At 73.9% G+C, this 20,397-nt stretch carries 21 protein-coding genes and 1 tRNA gene; 13 read left to right on the plus strand and 9 right to left on the minus strand.

The features are described 5' to 3' along the window. Positions 1 to 58 precede the first annotated feature (58 nt). The 3 genes from MY526_RS22340 to MY526_RS22350 all read left to right on the plus strand — a co-directional run bounded on the left by MY526_RS22340 (position 59) and on the right by MY526_RS22350 (position 2,306). Positions 59 to 1,219, plus strand: a complete 1,161-nt coding sequence (locus MY526_RS22340; RefSeq protein ID WP_436693474.1) for an acyl-CoA dehydrogenase family protein — start codon at positions 59 to 61, stop codon at positions 1,217 to 1,219. Between the two features lie 41 nt (positions 1,220 to 1,260). Further along, a complete protein-coding gene (locus tag MY526_RS22345) occupies positions 1,261 to 1,740 on the plus strand; it encodes a pyridoxamine 5'-phosphate oxidase family protein (protein ID WP_436693476.1) in 480 nt (159 codons plus the stop codon). An 89-nt stretch (positions 1,741 to 1,829) separates the two neighbouring features. Further along, positions 1,830 to 2,306: a DUF1707 SHOCT-like domain-containing protein gene (locus tag MY526_RS22350; RefSeq protein WP_436693478.1), complete on the plus strand. Its 477-nt coding sequence runs from the start codon at positions 1,830 to 1,832 to the stop codon at positions 2,304 to 2,306. Positions 2,307 to 2,441: 135 nt separating this feature from the next. Here MY526_RS22350 and MY526_RS22355 read toward each other — a convergent pair. Further along, positions 2,442 to 2,524, minus strand: a tRNA-Leu gene (locus MY526_RS22355). Between the two features lie 175 nt (positions 2,525 to 2,699). On the opposite strand from MY526_RS22355, the gene MY526_RS22360 reads away from it, so the two are divergent. The 7 genes from MY526_RS22360 (at position 2,700) to pknB (ending at position 12,164) form a co-directional block, all read left to right on the plus strand. Then, complete coding sequence (locus tag MY526_RS22360; RefSeq protein ID WP_436693480.1) at positions 2,700 to 3,509, plus strand: FhaA domain-containing protein; 810 nt, start codon at positions 2,700 to 2,702, stop codon at positions 3,507 to 3,509. 13 nt (positions 3,510 to 3,522) lie between these two features. Further along, the gene (locus MY526_RS22365; RefSeq protein ID WP_436693482.1) at positions 3,523 to 3,984 is read left to right on the plus strand and encodes an FHA domain-containing protein FhaB/FipA; all 462 of its coding nucleotides are present in this window, start codon (positions 3,523 to 3,525) and stop codon (positions 3,982 to 3,984) included. A 40-nt stretch (positions 3,985 to 4,024) separates the two neighbouring features. Then, positions 4,025 to 5,428, plus strand: coding sequence for a PP2C family protein-serine/threonine phosphatase (locus MY526_RS22370; RefSeq protein WP_436693484.1), 1,404 nt, complete (start codon positions 4,025 to 4,027; stop codon positions 5,426 to 5,428). Beyond that, on the plus strand, positions 5,425 to 6,843 hold the full coding sequence (locus MY526_RS22375) for an FtsW/RodA/SpoVE family cell cycle protein (protein WP_436693486.1): 1,419 nt from the start codon (positions 5,425 to 5,427) through the stop codon (positions 6,841 to 6,843). The genes MY526_RS22370 and MY526_RS22375 overlap by 4 nt, the downstream gene beginning before the upstream one ends. After that, the gene (locus MY526_RS22380; RefSeq protein ID WP_436693488.1) at positions 6,840 to 8,282 is read left to right on the plus strand and encodes a peptidoglycan D,D-transpeptidase FtsI family protein; all 1,443 of its coding nucleotides are present in this window, start codon (positions 6,840 to 6,842) and stop codon (positions 8,280 to 8,282) included. The genes MY526_RS22375 and MY526_RS22380 overlap by 4 nt, the downstream gene beginning before the upstream one ends. Then, the gene (locus MY526_RS22385; RefSeq protein ID WP_436705114.1) at positions 8,282 to 10,105 is read left to right on the plus strand and encodes a serine/threonine protein kinase; all 1,824 of its coding nucleotides are present in this window, start codon (positions 8,282 to 8,284) and stop codon (positions 10,103 to 10,105) included. The genes MY526_RS22380 and MY526_RS22385 overlap by 1 nt, the downstream gene beginning before the upstream one ends. Before the next feature lie 133 nt (positions 10,106 to 10,238). Next, positions 10,239 to 12,164: a Stk1 family PASTA domain-containing Ser/Thr kinase gene (pknB, locus tag MY526_RS22390; RefSeq protein ID WP_436693491.1), complete on the plus strand. Its 1,926-nt coding sequence runs from the start codon at positions 10,239 to 10,241 to the stop codon at positions 12,162 to 12,164. Positions 12,165 to 12,221: 57 nt separating this feature from the next. Here pknB and MY526_RS22395 read toward each other — a convergent pair whose 3' ends face one another. Together MY526_RS22395 and MY526_RS22400 are read right to left on the minus strand one after the other, a co-directional pair. Further along, positions 12,222 to 12,878 (minus strand): aminodeoxychorismate/anthranilate synthase component II, encoded by a 657-nt coding sequence (locus MY526_RS22395; protein WP_436693492.1) that lies wholly within the window; start codon positions 12,876 to 12,878, stop codon positions 12,222 to 12,224. Positions 12,879 to 12,905: 27 nt separating this feature from the next. Then, the gene (locus MY526_RS22400; RefSeq protein ID WP_436693494.1) at positions 12,906 to 13,673 is read right to left on the minus strand and encodes a DUF881 domain-containing protein; all 768 of its coding nucleotides are present in this window, start codon (positions 13,671 to 13,673) and stop codon (positions 12,906 to 12,908) included. A 68-nt stretch (positions 13,674 to 13,741) separates the two neighbouring features. Between MY526_RS22400 and crgA the strand changes: the two genes are divergently transcribed. Next, a complete protein-coding gene (gene crgA, locus MY526_RS22405; protein WP_436693496.1) occupies positions 13,742 to 14,014 on the plus strand; it encodes a cell division protein CrgA in 273 nt (90 codons plus the stop codon). Between the two features lie 68 nt (positions 14,015 to 14,082). On the opposite strand, the gene MY526_RS22410 is transcribed toward crgA, so the two are convergent. Then, positions 14,083 to 14,478, minus strand: coding sequence for a VOC family protein (locus MY526_RS22410; protein ID WP_436693498.1), 396 nt, complete (start codon positions 14,476 to 14,478; stop codon positions 14,083 to 14,085). A 573-nt stretch (positions 14,479 to 15,051) separates the two neighbouring features. Beyond that, entirely contained in the window at positions 15,052 to 16,209 is a 1,158-nt protein-coding gene (locus MY526_RS22415; RefSeq protein WP_436693500.1) for a thiolase family protein, read from the minus strand. A 102-nt stretch (positions 16,210 to 16,311) separates the two neighbouring features. Between MY526_RS22415 and MY526_RS22420 the strand changes: the two genes are divergently transcribed. After that, the gene (locus tag MY526_RS22420) at positions 16,312 to 16,737 is read left to right on the plus strand and encodes a PH domain-containing protein (RefSeq protein ID WP_436693502.1); all 426 of its coding nucleotides are present in this window, start codon (positions 16,312 to 16,314) and stop codon (positions 16,735 to 16,737) included. On the opposite strand, the gene MY526_RS22425 is transcribed toward MY526_RS22420, so the two are convergent. The 3 genes from MY526_RS22425 to MY526_RS22435 form a co-directional block, all read right to left on the minus strand. Beyond that, positions 16,734 to 17,492 carry a rhomboid family intramembrane serine protease gene (locus MY526_RS22425; protein WP_436705115.1) on the minus strand — a complete coding sequence of 253 codons (759 nt, stop codon included), beginning with the start codon at positions 17,490 to 17,492 and terminating at the stop codon, positions 16,734 to 16,736. The genes MY526_RS22420 and MY526_RS22425 overlap by 4 nt on opposite strands. 137 nt (positions 17,493 to 17,629) lie before the next feature. Beyond that, positions 17,630 to 18,163, minus strand: a complete 534-nt coding sequence (locus tag MY526_RS22430) for a peptidylprolyl isomerase (protein ID WP_436693506.1) — start codon at positions 18,161 to 18,163, stop codon at positions 17,630 to 17,632. Positions 18,164 to 18,224: 61 nt separating this feature from the next. After that, positions 18,225 to 18,719, minus strand: coding sequence for a DUF1059 domain-containing protein (locus MY526_RS22435; RefSeq protein WP_436693508.1), 495 nt, complete (start codon positions 18,717 to 18,719; stop codon positions 18,225 to 18,227). Positions 18,720 to 18,904: 185 nt separating this feature from the next. Here MY526_RS22435 and MY526_RS22440 point away from each other — a divergent pair, with 185 nt between their 5' ends. Then, positions 18,905 to 19,507: a carboxymuconolactone decarboxylase family protein gene (locus tag MY526_RS22440; RefSeq protein WP_436693510.1), complete on the plus strand. Its 603-nt coding sequence runs from the start codon at positions 18,905 to 18,907 to the stop codon at positions 19,505 to 19,507. Between the two features lie 32 nt (positions 19,508 to 19,539). On the opposite strand, the gene MY526_RS22445 is transcribed toward MY526_RS22440, so the two are convergent. Next, positions 19,540 to 20,124, minus strand: coding sequence for a dihydrofolate reductase family protein (locus tag MY526_RS22445; RefSeq protein ID WP_436693512.1), 585 nt, complete (start codon positions 20,122 to 20,124; stop codon positions 19,540 to 19,542). Between the last annotated feature and the right edge of the window lie 273 nt (positions 20,125 to 20,397).

Here is a 20,397-nt window from a genome sequence, read left to right on the forward strand (position 1 = left end):
GGACGGGCAACAGTACTGACGTATCGTCGTCGGTACTGTTTCCGACGGAGGGACGCCGGTGCCGGTCGACCGCGAACTGCCCACGGAGGAGGCCGCCGACCTCCTCGCCCTCACCCGCGAGATCGCCGACGCCGAACTGGCGCCGAAGGCCGCCGGGTACGAGCGGGAGGAGCGCTTCCCCCGCGAGGTGTTCCGGCTGCTGGGCGAGGCCGGGCTGCTCGGCCTGCCCTTCGGCGAGGACGTCGGCGGGGGCGGCCAGCCCTACGCGGTCTACCTGCAGGTCGTCGAGGAACTCGCGGCGCGGTGGGCCAGCGTCGCCCTCGGCGTCAGCGTGCACACCCTCGCCTGCTTCCCGATCGACCGGTTCGGCACCGAGGCCCAGCGGCGGGACCTGCTGCCGGAGATGGTCGGCGGCCGGCTGCTGGGCGCCTACTGCCTCTCCGAGGCGCACGCCGGCTCCGACCCGCGGGCCATGCGGGCCGCCGCCAAGGGTGGCGCGGACGGCTGGGTGGCCAGCGGCGAGAAGGCCTGGGTCACCCACGGCGGCCACGCCGACTTCTACTCCACCTTCCTGCGGACGCCGGACGACGGGCCGCGGGGCATCTCGTGCTTCCACCTCACCCCCGACCTGGCCGGGTTCTCCGCCGCCCGGCCGGAGGAGAAGATGGGGCTGACCGGCTCGACCACCGCGGCGATCCGCCTCGACGACGTGCCCGTCCCCGCCGACCGGCTGGTGGGCGGCCGCGGCCAGGGCCTGGGCATCGCGCTGGCCGCCCTCGACTCCGGCCGGCTCGGGGTGAGCGCCGTGGCGGTGGGGCTGGCCCAGTCCGCCCTCGACCTCGCCGTCGCCTACGCCCTCGAGCGGGAGACCTTCGGCCGCCCGATCGTCGAGCACCAGGGCGTCGCGTTCCTGCTCGCCGACATGGCCGCCGCCGTCGAGTCGGCCCGGGCCACCTACCTGGTCGCGGCCCGCCGCAAGGACGCCGGCAAGCCCTACTCCCGGCAGGCCAGCATCGCCAAGCTGGTGGCCACCGACGCGGCGATGAAGGTCACCACCGACGCCGTCCAGGTGCTGGGCGGTGCCGGCTACACCCGCGACCACCCCGCCGAGCGGTTCATGCGCGAGGCGAAGGTCATGCAGATCTTCGAGGGCACCAACCAGATCCAGCGGATGGTCATCGGCCGGCACCTGGCCGCGGAGGGCGTGAGCGGCCGCTGAGGTCTGCCGTTCCGTCGGTGGCCGGGTGCACGATGCCGCCCATGTCCACCTTCGCGGACGTGGCCGCGGCCGAACCGGAGTTCGCCGACCGGGTGCGCGCGGCGTTCGACGCGCACCGCCACAAGGTCCTCGCGACGCTGCGGGCCGACGGCTCGCCGCGGGTCAGCGGCATCGAGATGAGCTTCGTGGCGGGCGAGCCGTGGCTGGCCGGCATGCCGCAGTCGGTCAAGTTCGCCGACCTGCGCCGCGATCCGCGCTTCGCACTGCACGGCGGCAGCGCCGATCCCGACACCTTCACCGCCGACGCCAAGCTCTCCGGCCGCGCGACGGAGGTCACCGACCCCGAGGAACGCCGCCGGTTCGCGGCCGCGGCGGGCGTCCCCGCCGAGCTGGGGGCCTTCGAGCTGTTCCGGGTCGACGTGGAGCAGGTGGTGCTGGTCGCGCTCAACGACGAGAAGACGGCGCTGGTCGTCTCCTCGTGGCGGCCCGGCCGCGGCCTCAGCCGCACCGAGCGGACCTGACGCGTTCCACGTGGAACGGGTGACGGACGTCAGTGGACCGCCCGGGGAGCCACGGACGAGACTGGACACCCCGAACCAGGAAGGTCCCGATGCCCGACCCGCACCTGCGCGCCGCCGACGTCGACCGCGCAGCTGTCGCCGCCCAGCTCGGCGAGCACATGTCCGCCGGCCGCCTGACCGTCGCCGAGTACGACGACCGGCTGGCCCGCGCCTACGCCGCCCGCACCTACGGTGAGCTGGCCGAGCTCACCGCCGACCTGCCGACGGCGATCGAGCGCCGCTCCCAGCCCACGCCGCCCGCGCCGGCGCCCTCCGGGCACGGCATCAGCCACGCCGGCTCCTGGGGCGGCTGGGCCGGCGGCCCCTCGAGGTACTCGGCCTGGCGCAACTGGCTGGCCGTGGCGGTCATCGTGCTGACCGTCTGGCTCGCCACGTCCATCGGCTCGGGCGAGCTGCTCTACCCGTGGCCGATCTGGGTCATCGGCCCCTGGGGCGCGGTGCTGCTCGCCCAGACGATCACCGGCGGCCGCCGGGACGACGACGACGAGCGCCGCCGGCTGACCTGACGCCGGGGCGCGGCGGACCCGGAGCTCAGGTCGTCGGCCTCCGCAGTCATCCGCGGCCGTTCCCGCGGGAACGGCCGCGGCCCCGACGACGAGGACGGGCGCCCCGCGAAGGGCGCCCGTCGTGTCACTGCTGAGTGGGCAAGGGGGGAGTTGAACCCCCACGTCCTTTCGGACACACGGACCTGAACCGTGCGCGTCTGCCATTCCGCCACTTGCCCTGGCGAGGAAGAACAGTAGCAGTCCTCCGTGACCTCCCTGGCTGGGGGGCCGAGGCGTCCCGCCGGCCCGGCGCGCCCGGGGCGTCGTGGGGTCGCTGGCCGGTCACCCGCTCCGCACCCGGCTACGATCAACAGTGCCAGATCGGGATGTCCGCGCGAACGCAAGGGAGCGACTGTGGGTGTGCTGCAGCGCTTCGAGCGGCGGCTGGAAGGCATGGTCGGGCTTGCCTTCGCCCGCCTCTTCAAGGGCAAGGTCCACCCCGCCGAGATCGCCAAGGCACTGACCCGCGAGGCCGACGAGCAGCGTTCGGTGCTGGGCGAGGGGCGTGTCCTGGCCCCCAACGTCTACGACGTCCGCCTCGGCTCCACCGACTACGACAACCTCGCCGAGTGGTCCGAGCAACTGGCCGCCCAGCTCGCCGACATGGTGACCGAGCACATCGAGACCGAGGGGTACCAGGTCTTCGACGCGGTGCAGGTCCGCATCGAGCGGGACGAGAACCTGCCCACCGGCGTCTTCGAGGTCAGCTCGCACGTCGCCGACCCGGCCCGGCCGGGCACCGGCGTCAACGACGTCCTCCCCCCGCCGGCCACCGGCGGCGTCCCGCCGCTGCCTCCGCTGCGCGGCCGCATGGCCACCGACACCGGCCGGCAGGTGCCCTCGGCGGTCGTCGGTCGGGCCGGCTCCAAGCCGGGCGTCACCCACGTCCTGCTCGTCGACGGGCCCGGCACCCGGCACGAGCTCACCACCGGCCGCAACGTCATCGGCCGGGGCACAGACGCCGACATCCGGCTGCCCGACACCGGCGTGAGCCGCAAGCACGTCGACGTCGTCCTCGACGGCGGCACCGCGATCGCCGAGGACCTCGGCTCGACCAACGGCACCCTGGTCAACGGCCGCCGGATCACCCGGCAGCCGCTGGCCGACGGCGACGTCATCCGCATCGGCCACTCCGTGCTGGTGTACCGGCAGGACGGCGCGTGAGGCGGGTCGAGCCGTGACGGCCGAGATCGTCCTGCAGATCTTCCGCTTCGGCTTCCTCCTGCTGCTGTGGCTGTTCATCTTCGCCGCCTTCCGCGTGGTGCGGGCCGACCTCTTCGGCGGCCGGGCCGGCCGGGTGGCCTCGGTGCCGCCACGCGCGGCCGCGGCCGGCAAGAAGAAGAGCCGCGGACCGAAGACGCTGGTGGTCACCGCCGGCCCGCTGAGCGGCACCAAGATCACCCTGGGCGACCAGCCGATCCTCATCGGCCGGGCCGACGACTCCACCCTCGTCCTCACCGACGACTTCGCCAGCTCCCGCCACGCGCGGCTGACCAACCGCGGCGGCTCGTGGTACGTCGAGGACCTCGGCTCGACCAACGGCACCTACCTGGACCAGCAGCGCGTCCAGGGCCCCCTGCTCGTGTCCCCGGGCCAGCCGATCCGCATCGGCCAGACGGCCCTGGAGCTGCGTTCATGACCGAACTGCGGAGCAGCCGCACCACCGGAGGCCCCACCCGATGAGCCTCGCGCTGCGCTACGCGGCCCGGTCCGACCGCGGCCTGGTCCGCGGCAACAACCAGGACTCGGTGTACGCCGGGCCCCGGCTGCTCGCCGTCGCCGACGGCATGGGCGGCCACGCGGCCGGCGACGTCGCCAGCAAGGTGGTCATCGCCGCGCTCGAGCACCTGGACGACGACGCGCCGTCGGGCGACATGCTGCAGGCGCTGCGGGCCGCGGTGTTCGACGGCAGCGAGCACCTGCGCGAGGTCATCCGCGAGTCGCCCCAGCTCGAGGGCATGGGCACCACGCTGACCGCCGTCCTGTTCGCCGGCGGCCGGCTGGCGCTCTGCCACGTCGGCGACTCCCGCGCCTACCTGCTGCGCGACGGCGTCCTCACCCAGATCACGCACGACGACACGTTCGTCCAGACGCTGATCGACGACGGGCGGATCACGCCCGAGGAGGCCAACCACCACCCGCAGCGGTCGCTGCTGCTGCGCGCGCTCAACGGCCAGGACGTCGACCCCGACCTGTCGATGCGCGAGGCCCGCGCCGGCGACCGCTACCTGCTGTGCTCCGACGGGCTCTCCGGCGTGGTCAGCGAGGAGACCCTGGCCGACGCGCTGCAGGACCCGGACCCCCAGTCGACGGCCGACCGGCTGATCGAGCTCGCCCTGCGCAGCGGCGGGCCCGACAACATCACCGTGATCGTCGCCGACGTCGTCGAGGACGGCGGCCACGCCACCCCGCTGGAGCCGGTCGTGGACGGCGCGGCCGGCGACAACGTCGGGCAGCGGGAGGTCGACCCGCGGTCGGCGGCCGGTCGCGCGGCGCTGCACGACCCGCCCCCGACCTCGCCCCCGCCGTCGGCGCCCGTGGCGTCGGCCCCGTCGCCGCGCCGTCGCCGGCGCCGGCTGCTCTGGATCCTGGCCGCGGTGCTCCTGGTGGCCGCCGCCGCGGTGGGCGCCTATCTCTGGCTGCTGTCCAACTGGTTCGTCGGCGTCCAGGCGGCCGACGACGGGGAGCGGGTCACCGTCTTCCGGGGCCTGGACACCTCGCTGCTCGGCGTGGACCTCAACCAGGTCGACGACGTCACCGACCTCGCCGTCAGCGACCTCACCCAGGCCGACGCGAGCAAGGTGCGCCGCGGCATCGAGGCCGACGACGCCGACCACGCCGACCGGATCGTCGCGATGCTCCGCGACCAGCGGCTGCCGGTGTGCCCGGACGCCGAGGAGGCCGGCAGCGCCGTCTCGGCGTCGCCGAGCCCGTCCGCCACCCAGCCCGTCCCCGCCCCCGACGGCCAGGTGCCCCAGGGCGTCACCCCGACCACCCCGGCCGAGCCGACCGCTGCCGAGCCGACGGCCGAGCGGACGACGCAGACGCCCGAACCCGGAGTGGACTGCCGGGAGGTGGAGTGACCGCCGGCCCGACCACCGACCCGCGGGGCGCCGCCGCCGGTGCCGCCCCGCCCAAGCGGCGCGGCACCGAGCTGGCGCTGCTCGGCTTCGCCGTGCTCATCACCCTCACCGCGCAGGCCGTCGTCGACCTGACGATCACCGGGTCGCTGCGGGCGGAGCTCCCGGTGTTCGGCGCCTGGATCACCGCGCTGTGGCTGGTCGCGCACCTCGTCGTCCGCCGGTTCGCGCCGTACGCCGACCCGCTGCTGCTGCCCGCCGTCGCCCTGCTCGTGGGGCTGGGTCTGGCCGTCATCCACCGGCTCGACCTCGCCGCCGAGCAGGTGGACTCCACGGTCACGCGGGAGGACGCGCCGGTCCAGCTGGTGTGGGCGACGCTGGGCGTGGTGCTGTTCGTCGTCGTCCTCGTGGTGCTGCGCGACCACCGGGTGCTCTCCCGGTTCGCCTACACCCTGGCCCTGGTCGGCCTGGTGCTGCTCGCCATCCCCGCGGTGCTGCCCTCGTCGCTGTCGGAGGTCAACGGCGCGAAGATCTGGATCCGCATCGCCGGCTTCAGCATCCAGCCCGGCGAGTTCGCCAAGATCTGCCTGATCGTCTTCTTCGCCGCCTACCTGGTCGACAAGCGCGACGTCCTCGCGCTGGCCAGCCGGCGGGTGGCCGGCCTCGAGCTGCCCCGCGCCCGCGACCTCGGGCCGGTGCTCGTCGCCTGGGCGATGTCGATCCTCGTGCTGGTCTTCGAGCGGGACCTCGGCAGCTCGCTGCTGCTGTTCGGCATCTTCGTGGTGATGCTCTACGTGGCCACCGAGCGGGCCAGCTGGCTGCTCATCGGCCTCGGGCTGTTCGCCGGCGCCGCGCTCATCGCCTACCAGGTCTTCGCCCACGTGCAGTCGCGCGTCGACGTCTGGCTGAGCCCCTTCGACTACCGGGACGGCGCCGGCTACCAGCTGGTCCAGTCGCTGTTCGGCCTCGGCACCGGCGGGCTGTTCGGCGCCGGCCTGGGCGGTGGGCGGCCCGACCAGGTGCCGGTGGCCAAGAGCGACTTCATCGCCGCGGCGATCGGCGAGGAGCTCGGCCTCTTCGGCCTGGTCGCGGTGATCATCGTCTACCTGATCCTGGTCGAGCGCGGCCTGCGCAGCTCGCTGATCGTCCGGGACGCCTTCGGCAAGCTGCTCGCCGCCGGCCTGGCGTTCGCCATCGCCTGGCAGGTCTTCGTCGTCCTCGGCGGGGTGACCGGCCTGCTCCCGCTCACCGGTCTCACCACGCCGTTCCTCGCCTACGGCGGGTCGTCCCTGGTGGCCAACTTCGTGCTGGTCGCCGTCCTCGTGCGGATCAGTGACGCCGCCCGCCGCCCGGCCGCCCCGGCCGGGCCCCCCAAGCCGGCGCTCGGTGACGCGCCAACAGAGGTCGTGAAGCAGTGAACGCGCCCCTGCGCCGGGTGGCGATCAGCGTGCTCGTGCTGTTCACGCTGCTGATCATCAACGTCAACTACATCCAGGTGGTGCGCTCGGAGGAGCTGCGCAACGACACCGGGAACACCCGCGTGCTCTCCGAGGAGTACGACCGCGAGCGCGGCTCGATCCAGGTGGCCGGCACCGAGGTCGCCTCCTCGGTGGCCACCGACGACCGGCTCACCTATCTGCGGCAGTACTCGCAGGGCGAGTTGTACGCGGCCGTCACCGGCTACTACTCGCTGGTGTACGGGAACTCGCAGATGGAGCGGGCGACCAACGACGTGCTCTCCGGCAACGACGCCCGGCTGTTCGCCCGGCGCCTGGCCGACCTGTTCACCGGCCGCGACCCGTCCGGCGGGGACGTCCTGCTCACCCTGGACCCGGCGGTGCAGGAGGCCGCCATGGCCGGGCTCGAGGGGCTGACCGGCGCCGTGGTGGCCCTCGACCCCTCGACCGGCGCGGTGCTCGGCATGGCGAGCACGCCGACCTACGACCCGAACCTGCTGTCCAGCCACGACCCGCAGGGGATCCGCGACTACTGGGCCCAGCTCAACGAGGCCGAGCGGGACCCGCGGCTGAACCGGGCCGCCAGCGAGATCTACCCGCCCGGGTCGGTGTTCAAGGTGGTCGTGTCAGCGGCGGCACTGTCGGAGGGGTACACCCCCGAGTCGGTGATCCCCGCGCCGGACGTGCTCACCCTGCCCGGCACCTCCACCGAGCTGGAGAACTTCGGCGGCTCGAGCTGCAGCAGCTCCGGCGAGCAGACGCTCATCGACGCGCTCACGATCTCCTGCAACACCGCTTTCGCCCAGCTGGGCATCGACCTGGGTGAGGACAGCGTGCGGGAGATGGCCGAGGCCTTCGGGATGGACGGCGAGGAGCGGGAGATCCCGCTGACCGTCGCCGGCAGCAGCATGGGCGACCCCGAGAACGACGCCCAGCTCGGCGTGAGCTCGATCGGCCAGCAGGACGTGCGGATGACCCCGCTGCAGGCGGCGATGATCGCCGCCGCGGTCGCCAACGACGGCTCCCTGATGACGCCCTACCTGGTCGACCAGCTGCGCGCCCCCGACCTCAGCGTCATCGACGAGACCGACCCCGAGGAGCTGAGCCGGCCGGTCAGCGCCGAGGTCGCCGACCAGCTCACCGAGATGATGCGCAGCGTCGTGACCAACGGCTCCGGCCGCGCCGCGCGCATCCCGGGGGTCGACGTCGCCGGCAAGACCGGCACCGCCGAGGTGGGCAACGACCAGCCCGACCACAACTGGTTCATCGGGTTCGCCCCCGCCGAGGATCCGCAGATTGCGGTCGCGGTCTTCGTCGCCAACGGCGGGGGTACGGGTGGGGACGTGTCCGCCCCCATCGCGCGTGAGGTCATGCAGGCCTACCTGGAGGGGCAGGGCTGATGGCGCTGTCCACCGGCACGATCCTCGCCGGCCGTTACGAGATCACCGCCCCGATCGCCACCGGCGGGATGGGTGAGGTGTGGCGGGCCCGCGACCGGGTGCTCGACCGCGTCGTCGCCGCCAAGGTGCTGCGCAGCGAGTTCACCGGGGACCCCAGCTTCGTGGCGCGGTTCCGCAACGAGGCCCGGCACACCGCGGCGCTCACCCACCCCAACATCGCCTCGGTCTACGACTACGGCGAGACGACGGAGGACGAGCGCTTCCCCGGTCAGCAGCTGGCGTTCCTCGTCATGGAGCTGGTCGAGGGCAAGCCGCTGGTGACGATCCTCCACGAGGAGGGCAAGCTCCCGGCCGACTGGACGCTGCACGTGCTGGGGCAGGCCGCCGACGGGCTGTCGGCCGCGCACAAGGCCGGCGTCGTCCACCGGGACATCAAGCCGGGCAACCTCATCGTGCGCCCGGACGGCGTGGTGAAGCTGACCGACTTCGGCATCGCCCGGGCCCGGGACGCCACACCGCTCACCCGCACCGGCATGGTGGTCGGCACCGCGCAGTACCTCTCCCCCGAGCAGGCGCAGGGCTTCGAGGTCACCGCGGCGTCGGACGTCTACTCCCTCGGCGTCGTCGGCTACGAGTGCCTGACCGGCGGACGCCCCTTCGACGGCACCTCGCAGGTCGCCGTCGCCCTCGCGCACATCAACCGGCCGCCGCCGCCGCTGCCGGCCACCGTGCCGCCCGCCGTCCGGCTGCTCATCGAGCGCGCCCTCGCCAAGGACCCGGCCGACCGCTTCGCCGACGGCGCGGCCTTCGCCGCCGCCGTCCGCTCCGTCGCCGCCGGCAACGGGCTGGCCGGCACGTCCGGCACCGGGGCGGTGTTCCCGCAGCCGACGTCCAAGGCCGCGGAGCCGCCCACCGCGGCGACCGAGCTGCTCGCCGACGGCGACAACAGCCGCACCCAGGTGCTGGGCGCGACCTCCGCCGCGGCGGCCGCGGTCGGCGCCGCCGGCCAGGGGCCGGGGACCGCGCCGGGCACGATGCCGCCGCTGCGCCGCCCCTCGGACGACGAGGACAGCACCTGGGAGGGCCGGCACCGGGCGACCGACGACCGCCGCTGGGGCTGGCTGGTCGCCGGCCTGGTCGCGCTCGCGCTGCTGGCCGGCGGCGTCTGGTACCTGCTGGCCGGGGGCGACGACCCCGCGGGGACCACTCCCGAGAGCACCACCGCCGCCACGACCAGCGCGTCGTCGGCCGCCGGCACCGTCACGGTGGCCACCGACAGCTACGTCGGCCGGGACGGCGACGAGGTCGCCGCGCTCCTGGAGCAGGACGGCCTCGTGGTCGAGACGCGGGACGCCACCGAGGACGAGGTCGCCCGCTGGGACCGCGCGATCGACGCGGGCGCCGTCGTCGGGTCGGACCCGGCCAACCAGCCGGTGCCGGTCGGCGGCACGGTCACCCTCTTCCTGGCGCCGGAGGACTACACGCCGCCGGCCGATGAGGAACCGGCCCCGACGGAGGACCAGCAGCAGCCGGCGCCCACCCAGGACACCCCCACGACGACGCCGAGCGTGCCCGCCTCCAGCAGCAACCCGGGTGGCACCGGCGGACAGCAGAGCGGCGGGAACGGCCCGGGCTCGGACGAGGACGAGAATCCCGACGGCGACACCGGTGACGGGGACGGCGGAACCGAGCCGGACTCGAACCTGCCCGGCAACACGCCCGAGGAGCCTGCGCCGACCGTCCCGACGACGCCGTCCGCCCCGGCGGTCGAGGGCCAGGGGGCCGGGCCGGCGGCCCAGCAGGCGGCGGACCAGGACGAGTGATCGGGCACCCCCGCGCGTCCCGGGAACGGCCGGTCGCACCGGTTAGGCTCGCCGCCGGCCCACCCGCCCGCCGCGTTCCCCTGTGCCCCCACTCCCCCTGGACGCACGACCGCACCGCCCGAGAGGACCTCCGATGACCACGCCGCAGGTGCTCGGTGAGCGCTACGAGATCGGCGGGGTGCTCGGCCGCGGAGGCATGGCCGAGGTGCACCGGGGCCGCGACCTGCGGCTGGGCCGCGAGGTGGCGGTGAAGGTGCTGCGCAGCGACCTCGCCCGCGACCCGTCCTTCCAGGTGCGCTTCCGGCGGGAGGCCCAGGCGGCGGCCTCGCTCAACCACCCGGCGATCGTCGCGGTCTACGACACCGGCGAGGACCGGACGACGACCGGCGCGACCCCCTACATCGTCATGGAGTACGTCGAGGGACAGACCCTGCGCGACCTGCTCCGCAGCGAGGGCGTGCTGCCTCCGCAGCGGGCCATGAGCCTGGCCGCCGACATCTGCGGGGCGCTGGACTTCAGCCACCGCAACGGGATCGTGCACCGCGACGTGAAGCCCGGCAACGTGATGATCACGCCGGACGGCGCGGTCAAGGTCATGGACTTCGGCATCGCCCGCGCCGTGTCGGACTCCGCGGCGACGATGACCTCCACCGCCGCGGTCATCGGCACCGCCCAGTACCTGTCCCCCGAGCAGGCGCGGGGCGAGGGCGTGGACGCCCGCTCCGACGTCTACTCACTCGGCTGCCTGCTCTACGAGCTGGTCACCGGCGCGCCGCCGTTCACCGGGGACTCCCCGGTCGCCGTCGCCTACCAGCACGTGCGGGAGGACCCCCGCCTGCCGTCGTCGATCAACCCGGCCATCCCGCCGGAGCTCGACGCGATCCTGCTCAAGGCCATGAGCAAGAACCCGGCGAACCGGTACCAGTCGGCCGCCGACATGCGCAACGACCTGCTGCGGGCCCTGGCCGGCCAGCGGGTCGAGGCGACGCCGGTGATGAACGACGCCGAGAAGACGACGATCCTCGGTGCCACGCCCGGCTACGGCGACGAGTGGGACGACGAGGACGCCGCGGCCGCCAAGCGCAAGCGCAACCGGGTCATCGCGATCGTCGCCGCCGTGGTGCTGGTGGTCGCCGCCGTCGTCGGGATCGCGCTGGCGCTGACCTCCGGTGACGGCGAGGACGAGCCTCCGGCGGTGCAGCAGGTCGCCGTCCCGACGCTGACGGGCGTCCCGCAGGCCGAGGCCGAGTCGGCGATCACCGAGGCCGGCCTCGTGGTGGGCGACGTGACGACCGAGATCACCTCCGACGAGTCGCAGGTGGGCAACGTCCTGTCGAGCAACCCGGCCAGCGGCGCGCGGGTCGACGAGGGCACCGCGGTCGACCTCGTCGTCGCCACGGCCCCCGACAGCATCGCCGTCCCGCCGGTGGTGGGCCTGGACGAGGACCGCGCCCGCACGACGCTCGAGAACGCCGGTCTCACCGGGAACACCGACAGCGACCAGGTGGACAGCACCGAGCCCGAGGGCACGGTGGTGGAGGTCGACCCGGCCGAGGGCACGCAGGTGGCTCCGAGCGCCACGATCACGCTGTCGGTGTCCGACGGCGACGCCGAGGTGCCCGACGTGGCCGGCCAGCAGCAGGACGCCGCCGTCCAGGCGCTGCGCGACGCCGGCTTCACCAACGTGGGCACCGAGGAGGTCGACTCCGCGGACCAGCCGGCCGGCACGGTCATCGGCTCCAACCCGTCGGCCGGCAGCCAGGCGGCCGCCGACGACCGGATCACCCTGCAGGTGTCCAGCGGCCCGGCTCCGGTCGAGGTGCCCGACGTGGTCGGCGACAGCGAGGCGGAGGCTCGCGCGGCCCTGCAGTCCGCGGGCTTCACCAACATCACGACGACGACCGCACCCGCGGGCGACCCCGGCGATGTCGGGGTGGTGCTGGCGGTGAACCCGGCGGAGGGCACCGAGGTGCCGACGACGCAGGCGATCACCCTGACCGTCGGGGCGGAGCCGCCCGACGGCGGGACGGGCGCTACCCCAGCCACGCCCACCCCCTGACCGACGGCGAAGGGCCCCTCCCGCGCGGGAGGGGCCCTTCGCCGTTCCTGGGGCGGCTCAGGCGGGCGTGGCGGCCGCCATGAGCTTCCGGGCGGCCTCGGTGGCCGCCTCGACCGCGTCCGGGTCGGGGGTCAGTCCACAGGTCGCCAGCCAGGTGGCGAGCATCCGGTGGCCGCCCTCGGTCAGCACCGACTCCGGGTGGAACTGCACGCCCTCGATCGGCAGCTCGCGGTGCCGCAGCGCCATCACGATCCCCGACGGCGTCGCGCCGGTGATCTCCAGCTCGTCCGGCACGGTCGCGCGGTCGACGGCGAGGGAGTGGTAGCGGGTCGCGGTGAACGGCGACGGCAGCCCGGCGAGGACGCCGACGCCCTCGTGCAGCACCTGGCTGGTCTTGCCGTGCAGCAGCTCCGGCGCCCGCACGACCGCGGCGCCGAAGGCCTCCGCGATCGCCTGGTGGCCGAGGCAGACCCCGAGCACCGGCGTCCCGGCGTCCGCGGCCGCCCGCACCATGGGCACCGTCACGCCGGCACCGGCCGGGGTACCGGGCCCGGGGGAGAGCAGGACTCCGGCGACGTCGAGGCCGGCCAGCTCGTCGACGGTGACCGCGTCGTTGCGCCGGACGATGCAGCGCACGCCCAGCTGGCCCAGGTACTGGACGAGGTTGTAGACGAAGCTGTCGAAGTTGTCGACGACGAGGACGGGGCGGCTCACGCCCCTGTGTGTACCAGGAGGACCCGCTCAGCCGTCAGCGGCCGTGGCGTACTCCATGTCCGGCGGGCCCTCGTAGGCGGGCAACGACAGCGACGGGCGCTCCCGGACGGCGTAGGCCAGCCCGAAGTCCTCCACCGCCTGCTGGAACACCCGCACCTGCGGCGAGGCGGCCAGCTGGGTGCGGATCGCGGCGGCGTCGCCGATGGCCGTGACCACGAACGGCGGCGAGTAGGTGCGCCCCTGCAGGAGCAGCACGTTGCCGACGCACCGGACGGCGCTGGTGGCGATCAGCCGCTGGTCCATGATCGCCACCGCGTCGGCGCCGGCGGCCCAGACCGCGTTGACCACGGCCTGGACGTCGGACTGGTGGATGACGACGTCGTCCGGCCGGGCACCGATCGGCAGCGACCCGTCGGGGCGGCGCGGGGCGTCGTCCAGGACGATCTCCACCCCCGGCCCGGCCATGGCCACCATCCCGGCGGACACCTCCCCGTCGCGGCCGGCGGCCTGCGCGGCGGCCACGTTCCCGTACCGCGACGCGGCCTGGTCGGTGAGCGCCTGGGCCTGGTCCTGCAGGGCGTTCAGCAGCCGCTGCTGCTCGGCGATGGCGTCCTGCCGGGTGCTGATCAGGGAGGACAGCTCAGTGACCTCACCGCCGCGCAGGTCCGTGCCCTGCGCCGTCTGGCTGGACGTGGCGAAGAGCAGCCCGGCCGCCAGGGCCACCACGGGCACCAGCGCCGCCCACGCCGTGGGACGGCGGCCACCCCGAAGGGTCAGGGTGCGGGCTCCGGCCACGAGCGCAGCTTAGGCTTGGGGGACGTCACGGCCGGCAGCGACGAACCGGCCCGGAGGGAGTCCGTACGGTGCCCAAGTCCAAGGTGCGCAAGAAGTCGGTCTACACGCCGCCGCAGGGCACGCTGCAGTCCGGGTCGCCGGCCGCCCGTGCGGTGCGGCCCAGCCCCCGCTGGTACGCGCCGCTGATGGTCACCCTCATGGTGCTCGGCCTGCTGTGGATCGTCGTGTACTACGTGGCCGGCGACCGGATCGGCTTCCTGTCCTCGCTGGCAGCCTGGAACTTCCTCATCGGCTTCGGCCTCATGGTGGCCGGCCTGGTCATGTCGATGCGCTGGCGGTAGTCCTCAGGTCCGCACCGAGGCCCTCGTCCCCACCCGGGGACGGGGGCCTCGTGCGTTCCGCCGGCCGGCTAGGGGAGGTTCAGCTGCCAGGAGACACCGAAGCGGTCGTTCACCCAGCCGAAGCGGCGGCTGAAGCCGTAGTCGTCGAGCGGCATCAGGACGCCGCCGCCGTCGGAGAGGCCCGCGAACAGCCGGTCGAGCTCCTCGGCCGATGCGACGTCGACGAAGATCGAGAAGGACGGCGTGAAGGTGAATGCGTGGACCGGGGGGCTGTCGAAGCAGCGGAACACCTGACCGGCGATGGAGAAGGTGGCCTGTTCCACCGTTCCCTCCACACCCTGCCCCTCCGCTCCCCAGCGGGTGAGGGTCAGGACCCGCGCGTCGTCGAACAGCGACGTGTAGAGCTCGATCGCGCGTTCCGCGTCGCCCGTGAACATGAGGAAAGGGGTCACCCGCTCCGGCATGGCGGCAGGCTAGCCGGAGTCGCCGACAGCTCCCGGGGCCGGTCGACACGCCTCCGCCGGTCCCGCGTCGTGCGCAGGCGGCGCTGTGCACAGCCGACCACGCCGTCCACAGGTCGACAAAGCGCGATACCCCCAGAGTTGTCCACCGAGTGTGGAGAACGCATGTTCGACCGCTCTGCGCTGACCTGGGGTTTTCCCTCGGCTGGGACGGATGTGACGAGAAGGGCAGCCGAGTAACTACACGTCTGTGACTCCATCCCCAGCTGTGCACACAGCTGTGGATGAGTCGACATGGCGGCCAGCGGGAGGCGGTGAACTCGCCCCTCCCCTACCCGGGGCAGGGCCCGCGACACGCGGTCCGACCACGGCAGATGCGCCGGTCCCGCGACGCCGTCCCCGGGACGCCGACGGCCCCCGGTCCAGAGGGACCGGGGGCCGTCGGTGGGGACTGTGGACTACGCGTCGATCACACGGGACGAACGCGACGGCGTCAGCCGTCGATCGCACGCGACGGCGTCCGCCCCCCGCTCCGCTCCTCGCTCACCGGCGCTCGCTGCGATGCTCACTCCGGCGTCAGCCGTCGATCAGCTCGAGGATGGTCGCGTTCGCCATCCCGCCGCCCTCGCACATCGTCTGCAGCCCGTAGCGGGTGCCGGTGCTCAGCATGCTGTGGACGAGCGTCGTCATGATCCGCGCGCCGGAGCCGCCCAGCGGGTGGCCCAGTGCGATCGCTCCACCGCGCGGGTTGAGCCGGTCCGGGTCGGCGCCGGTCTCCACCTGCCAGGCCAGCGGCACGGGCGCGAACGCCTCGTTCACCTCGAAGACGCCGATGTCGTCGACCGACAGCCCCGAGCGCTGGAGCACCTTGTGCGTGGCCGGGATGGGGGCGGTCAGCATGATGACCGGGTCGTCCCCCGCCATCACCGTGGTGTGGATGCGCACCAGCGGGCGCAGGCCGAGCTCGCGGGCCGTCTCCGAGGTGGTGACCAGCAGCGCGGCCGAGCCGTCGGAGATCTGGCTGGCGTTGCCGGCGCTGATGACGCCGTCGGCCTTGAACGGTGTCTTCAGCGTGGCCAGCTTCTCCAGGCTGCCGCCGGGCCGGATGCCCTCATCGGACCGCACCACTGTCCCGTCGGGGGTGGTGATCGGCGCGATCTCCTCGTCGAAGGCGCCGTCGGCCTGGGCCTTGGCCGCCTTCTCGTGCGAGGCCAGGGAGTACTCGTCGAGCTGGGTGCGGGAGAAGCCCCACCGCTCGGCCATCATCTCCGCACCCACCCCCTGGTTCGGAGCGACGCCGTAGCGCTCCATGAACCGCGGCCCCAGCGGGCGGCCGGCCGAGCCGTCCCCCACCGAGGAGCCCATCGGCACCCGGCTCATCGACTCCACGCCACCGGCGACGACGACGTCGGCCTGCCCGCTGATCACCGTCGCCGCGGCGAACGCGACCGCCTGCTGCGAGGAGCCGCACTGGCGGTCGATCGTCGTCCCCGGCACCGTCTCCGGCCAGCCGGCGGCCAGGGCGGCGTTGCGCGCGACGTTGTAGGTCTGCTCGCCGATCTGGCTCACGCAGCCCCAGAAGACGTCGTCCACGCGGGCCGGGTCGATGCCGGCGCGCTCGACCAGCGCCTCGAGCACGGCGGCGGAGAGGTCGACGGCGTGCACGCCGGACAGCCCCCCACCACGCTTGCCCACCGGGGTGCGCACCGCGGCGCAGATGACGGCATCTCGCATGACCACTCCTCGTCGACGTGGGCGGCGTCACGCCTGTCCCGACCCCGATGGTAGGACGTCCACGCATCCGCGCCGACGCGCCGGGCTGGGAGGCTGGTGTGCGTGGAGTGGTCGACCCGGACCGGGGAGACGGCGGTGCTCGCCGCCGTGGGCGTCGCGCTGGCGGTCGCGGCCGGGGCCCTCGACCCGGCCGGCCGCGTGCTGCTGGGCGCGGCGGGCCTGCTGGCGATGGCCCTCGCCGTCCGCGACCGCCTGCTGCGGCCCCGCCTGGCGGCCGGGCCCGACGGCGTCGCCGTCCGGACGCTCACCGGCACGCGGACGCTGCCCTGGCCGCTGCTGCGCGTGCGGGTGCGGGACAGCCGGCGCTGGGGCCTGCGGTCGGTGCTGCTGGAGCTGGACACCGCCTCCGGGCCGGACGACGCCGGCGTGCTGGTGCTGCTCGGCCGCCGGGACCTCGGCACGGACCCGGCGGACGTAGCCCGGGCGCTGCTGGCCTGGACGACGTCCCCGCCGGGGTCCTCCGACTAGCCGAGGACGACGACCGTCGACACGGTCAGCGCGACGACCACGAGCCCGGCGACGAGCAGCATCAGCGCCAGCACCTGCAGCTCAGTGCGCCGCCGGGCCAGCACGATCAGGCCGGTGGCCACGAAGCCGGCGACCAGGCCGCCGAGGTGGCCGAGCAGCGAGACGCCGGGCAGGAAGCTGATGACCACGTTGATGGCCAGCAGGGTCAGCAACCCGCGCAGGTCCTCCCGCCGGCTCAGCATCAGCACGGCCAGCCCGCCCAGCAGGCCGTAGATGGCCGCCGAGGCGCCCGCGACCGCGCGTCCCGGCTCACCGAACAGCTGCAGCGCCACGGCACCGCCGAGGAGCGAGACCAGGTAGACGGCGAGGTAGCGCCAGTGGCCCAGCTGCCGCTCCAGCTCGGAGCCGAAGAGCAGCAGGGCGAGCATGTTGAGCACCAGGTGCACCAGGCCGATGTGGAGGAACGCGGCGGTGAGCAGCCGCCAGTCCTCGCCCAGCTCGACGAGGATCGGGATCTGGGCCAGCTGGGCGAACAGCGGCGAGAACTGGTTGTCCAGCGGGTTGGCACCGGCGATGCCGGCCGACACGGCGGTGGCCACGAACATCGCCACGTTCACGCCGATCAGGCCGATCGTCACCGCGCCGAAGCGGCGACCGGCGCGGCGCAGCCCGGGCGTCGACCGCGGCTGGCGCACCGTGGCCCGGCCATCGCGGATGCACTCCGGGCACTGGAAACCGACCGACGCCGGGGTCATGCACTCCGGGCAGATCGGCCGCCCGCACCGCGTGCACGAGATGCGGGTGGGCCGGTCGGGGTGCCGGTAACAGGTGGTGGTCGGGGGCGCCGGCTGCGGTCTGCCGGGCGCGGCGCCCCCGTCGTCGGGTGCGGTGGTCAGCTGCGCTGCACCTCGACCGACTCCAGGACGACGTCCTCCACCGGCCGGTCCCCGCGCGCGGTCGGCACCTTCGCGAGGCGGTCGACGACGTCGCGGCTGGCCTGGTCGGCCACCTCTCCGAAGATCGTGTGCTTGCCGGTCAGCCACGTGGTCGCGGCGACCGTGATGAAGAACTGCGACCCGTTGGTGCCGGGGCCGGCGTTGGCCATGGCGAGCAGGTAGGGCTTGGTGAAGGCGAGCTCGGGGTGGATCTCGTCGCCGAACTGGTAGCCGGGACCGCCGATGCCCTGACCCAGGGGGTCGCCGCCCTGGATCATGAAGCCGTCGATGATCCGGTGGAAGACCGTGCCGTCGTAGAGGCGGTCGGTCGTCTTCTCGCGGGTCTGCGGGTGGGTCCACTCCCGGCGGCCCTCGGCGAGGTCGGCGAAGTTGGCGACCGTCTTCGGGGCGTGGTCGGGGAACAGGTCCACGGTGATGTCGCCGTGGTTGGTGTGGAGCACGGCGCGGCGTGCTGGCGTCGATTCGGTCACGACGCCCACTCTCCCACTGGTCCGCTCCCCGTGAGGCACGGGGAGCGGCCACGGGTGCCGCTCACATCCGCAGCACCTCGGCGACGTCGAGGTTGCGGAACGACGCCTCGCCCTCGGTGACCTCCTGCATCCGCTTGGCGAAGTCGCTGGTCACCGGGTGTTCGGAGTTGCGCATCGCCGAGGCGTGGTCCGGGAAGGAGACGATCTCGACGTAGGTGTCCGGGCGGTCGCGGTCGGCTGCGATCACCCCCCACCGGGCGGTGGCCTCCCGCCCCATCCGGTCGCGCCACTCCTCGGCGATCGTGCGGAACCCGTCGAGGTCCCGGGCGTGGAACTCGATGAGCTGGAGGAACGAGCCCTTCTCGGCCTGCAGCGCCTCCTCGTCGCGCAGCCCCGCCTTCACCCCCTCGCGGAGCTCGGGACCGTCGGTGTGGCCGTGCGCGCTGATCGCGTGCGCGACCGCGATCTCGAGGACCTCGTCCTCCTCGCCGGAGATCTGGACGGTGCAGTTCTTCTCGCTGGGCATCGTCCGGCAGTCCATGGTCTTCCGTGCCATGGCCCCTCCTCAGCAGACCGCGGCCCACCCCGCCGGCGGGCCGGCGGCGCCGACAGTGGCCCGGCGGTGCACGGCGGTCCAGGGACCGAGGTCCCTGCCCGTGGACCGCGGACGGCGGCGCCACTAGCGTTCCGCCGTCGCCGCACGACAGGGACGCCGTGACGCCGGACCACGAGCCCGCCTTCGTGGGCCCTCCCCCCACCTCGCCGGAGACGGAGCGGCTCTACGCCGACGACCTCGCGGGCGACGGCTTCGTCATGAACTCGACGCGGATCTGGGCCCACCAGCCGGGGCTGCGCGACCACGTCGACGACCTGCTGCGGGCGTCGGCCGCCGCGGCGGGCCTGTCGGTGCGTGACCGCGGCGTGCTGGTCGTCGCCTGCGCCGCCGCCCGCGGCGACTCCTACTGCGCCCTCGCCTGGGGCCGCCGGCTGTCCGAGCAGGCGGGGGACGCCGTCGCCGCGGGCGTCGTCCGCGGGAACGACTCCGGCCTCGACGCCCCGGAGCGGGCACTGGCGCGCTGGGCGCGGCGGGTCGCGCTGGACCCGAGCGGCACGACGGCGGCGGACGTCGCCGAGCTGCGGAGCGCCGGCTACGACGACGCCCGGATCGTGGCGATCACCGCCTATGTCGGGCTGCGGCTGGCCTTCTCCGCGGTGAACGGGGCGCTGGGCGCCGGTCCGGACGCCGAGCTGGCCGCCGCCGCGCCGCCGGTCGTCCTGGACGCCGTGCGCTTCGGCCGGCCGGTGGGCCACGGCGGACCGGATCGGAGCGCGCCGGACCACTGACCGGCCCGCGCACCCGCGGGCGCCCGGGACGACTAGGTGTGGTCGCCGGCGCCGGGCGGTCCGTCGAGCACCGTGGGCACGTACTCGAGCAACTGGAGCCGACCGTCGAACGTGCGGTTGTCGACCAGCTGGAGGGCGATGTCGGGATACCCGTCGAAGATGCGGTCCCTCCCGGTGGCGCCGGTGATGACCGGGAAGACGACCACGCGGAAGCGGTCCACCACGCCCGCTCCGAGCAGCGACCGGCAGAGGCTGAGACTGCCGAGGGTGCGCAGCGGCCGGGAGTCGCGCCGCTTCATGTCCTGCACGACCTCGACGGCGTCCCCGTCGATCAGCTCGGTGCTGCCCCACGACAGCGGTGTCTCCAGGGTCGAGGAGAACACCACCTTGGGCGTCGCGGTCAGTGCGGCCATCCCGGGGTCGTCGGGCATCTCGGCGGCGAACCCGGACATCAGCCGGTACGTCGTCGCACCCATGAGGGCGACGTACTCGTGGTCGGCCTCCTCCTCGAGGAAGGCGAGGTACTCGGGCCCCTCCATGCCCCAGAAGCCGGGCCAGCCCTCCGCTGCCCCGTATCCGTCGAGGGAGATGATGAAGTCCACCATCAGGCTGGACATGGGGGTTCCTTCCGTCGGCGCGCGCATCGCGCTCTGCTCGCCCGTCGAGCCGCGTGGGTCGATGGGCTCGACAGGGATGACCGGCCGCGAGGCGGAGACTCATCGTCCCGACGGCGACCGGGACGTGGTGGCCAGACGGATGGAGGCGCTGAGGGCGGCCTCCCGCGGACGAGTCCGCGGGTCGGACCGTGGAAGACGACGTGGAGACGAGGGTGTCTGAGTTCAGGACATCGTGCACACCTGTCTCGGGACATCGTTCACAGCCTGAGTCCG

This window comes from Geodermatophilus sp. CPCC 205761, from assembly GCF_051383655.1.
In the GTDB taxonomy this organism is placed as follows: Bacteria; Actinomycetota; Actinomycetes; order Mycobacteriales; family Geodermatophilaceae; genus Geodermatophilus.